At 45.0% G+C, this 1,042-nt stretch carries 2 protein-coding genes and 1 pseudogene; 1 reads left to right on the top strand and 2 read right to left on the bottom strand.

Features of this window, described 5'->3' with window-relative positions; all coding sequences use genetic code 11:
- Positions 1 to 128: pseudogene (locus tag R7P72_RS26065) on the top strand (MFS transporter); the annotation flags it as partial.
- 85 nt (positions 129 to 213) lie between these two features.
- Here R7P72_RS26065 and R7P72_RS26070 read toward each other — a convergent pair.
- Both R7P72_RS26070 and R7P72_RS26075 read right to left on the bottom strand, forming a co-directional pair.
- Positions 214 to 873 carry a ChrR family anti-sigma-E factor gene (locus R7P72_RS26070; RefSeq protein ID WP_318111156.1) on the bottom strand — a complete coding sequence of 220 codons (660 nt, stop codon included), beginning with the start codon at positions 871 to 873 and terminating at the stop codon, positions 214 to 216.
- A partial coding sequence (locus R7P72_RS26075; protein ID WP_318111157.1) for a sigma factor-like helix-turn-helix DNA-binding protein occupies positions 870 to 1,042 on the bottom strand: 173 nt, incomplete at its 5' end. The genes R7P72_RS26070 and R7P72_RS26075, both read right to left, overlap by 4 nt.

Raw genomic sequence — 1,042 nt, forward strand, 5'->3', positions numbered from 1 at the left:
ACTACCTAAATGACTGGAGCACGTTTTTCATTCTCACAGCCGTAATGGTGGTCCCAAGCTTGATCATGTTGTATTCACTGCGTCATTACTTTACGGATCTTTTGGAAAAAGCGCGGCATAAGCACTAACGACCGCAAATTTGCGCAAAAGTAAGAATAAAAAACCACCGCACAATACGGTGGTTTTTTCTATACAAAACGCGGCGTTCGAGGCTTACGGGTAAAGCCCTTTGCCAAACAAGTTGAAGATTCGTGCAACACCTTGCGTGAAAATCATTGGCTCAGTGAGTACCGTTAAACACAAACAGTCTTCACCTTCCTGAGTAAAGGGGCTGTGTTTGACTGAGGCATCTCGTATCATCAAGTCGCCTTCTTCATACTGCCCGTCTTCATCGCTAAATCCACCATGCAGAACCAGTGTGGATTCCAACCCTCTGTGCGTGTGTTGCGGGATTTGTACATTTTCGCCGATGTACATCAGGCTCACTCGGGCATCTTCACCAAAATCAATTTGTGCACTAAAAACCTTCCCACCGTAGCTTCGCCACGATCCCACCAAATCAGAAAAGCGCACTAACGTTTTTGGAAGCTCGAAGCTTTTACCTGCGACATTGACGAAAGCTATATCTTGAATCACCACATTGTCGTTTACAGGTTCTGCGTTAATAATGTCGTTAAACATGTCATCAAACTCAGGTGAATACTCTGATGGACTTTCGCTCACTGTATTTGCTTGACTTGCTTCTACTTGGTTTACATACGCTCGGCACTTTGAGCACGTCTCTAAATGTGTGGCGACCACAAGACCAGAAACCGCATCAATGCTGCCCGAAGCGTATGCTTCTAACAAGCTGTTATCTGGGTGTTTGTTCATAGTTGCTCCGTATGCATTGAGTGCCTTAACTTTTCTACTGCGAGTCTTAACCGAGACTTCACCGTGCCTAGCGGTATGTCAAAAAGTTCCGCAACTTGCTGATGTGGCAGCTCTTCGAGATAAACCGCTTGCAATACGTCTCTCTGATTTTTAGGCAAAATATCAAGAA

Source organism: Vibrio sp. Vb0888 (genome assembly GCF_033338835.1).
Classification (GTDB): Bacteria; Pseudomonadota; Gammaproteobacteria; order Enterobacterales; family Vibrionaceae; genus Vibrio; species Vibrio alginolyticus.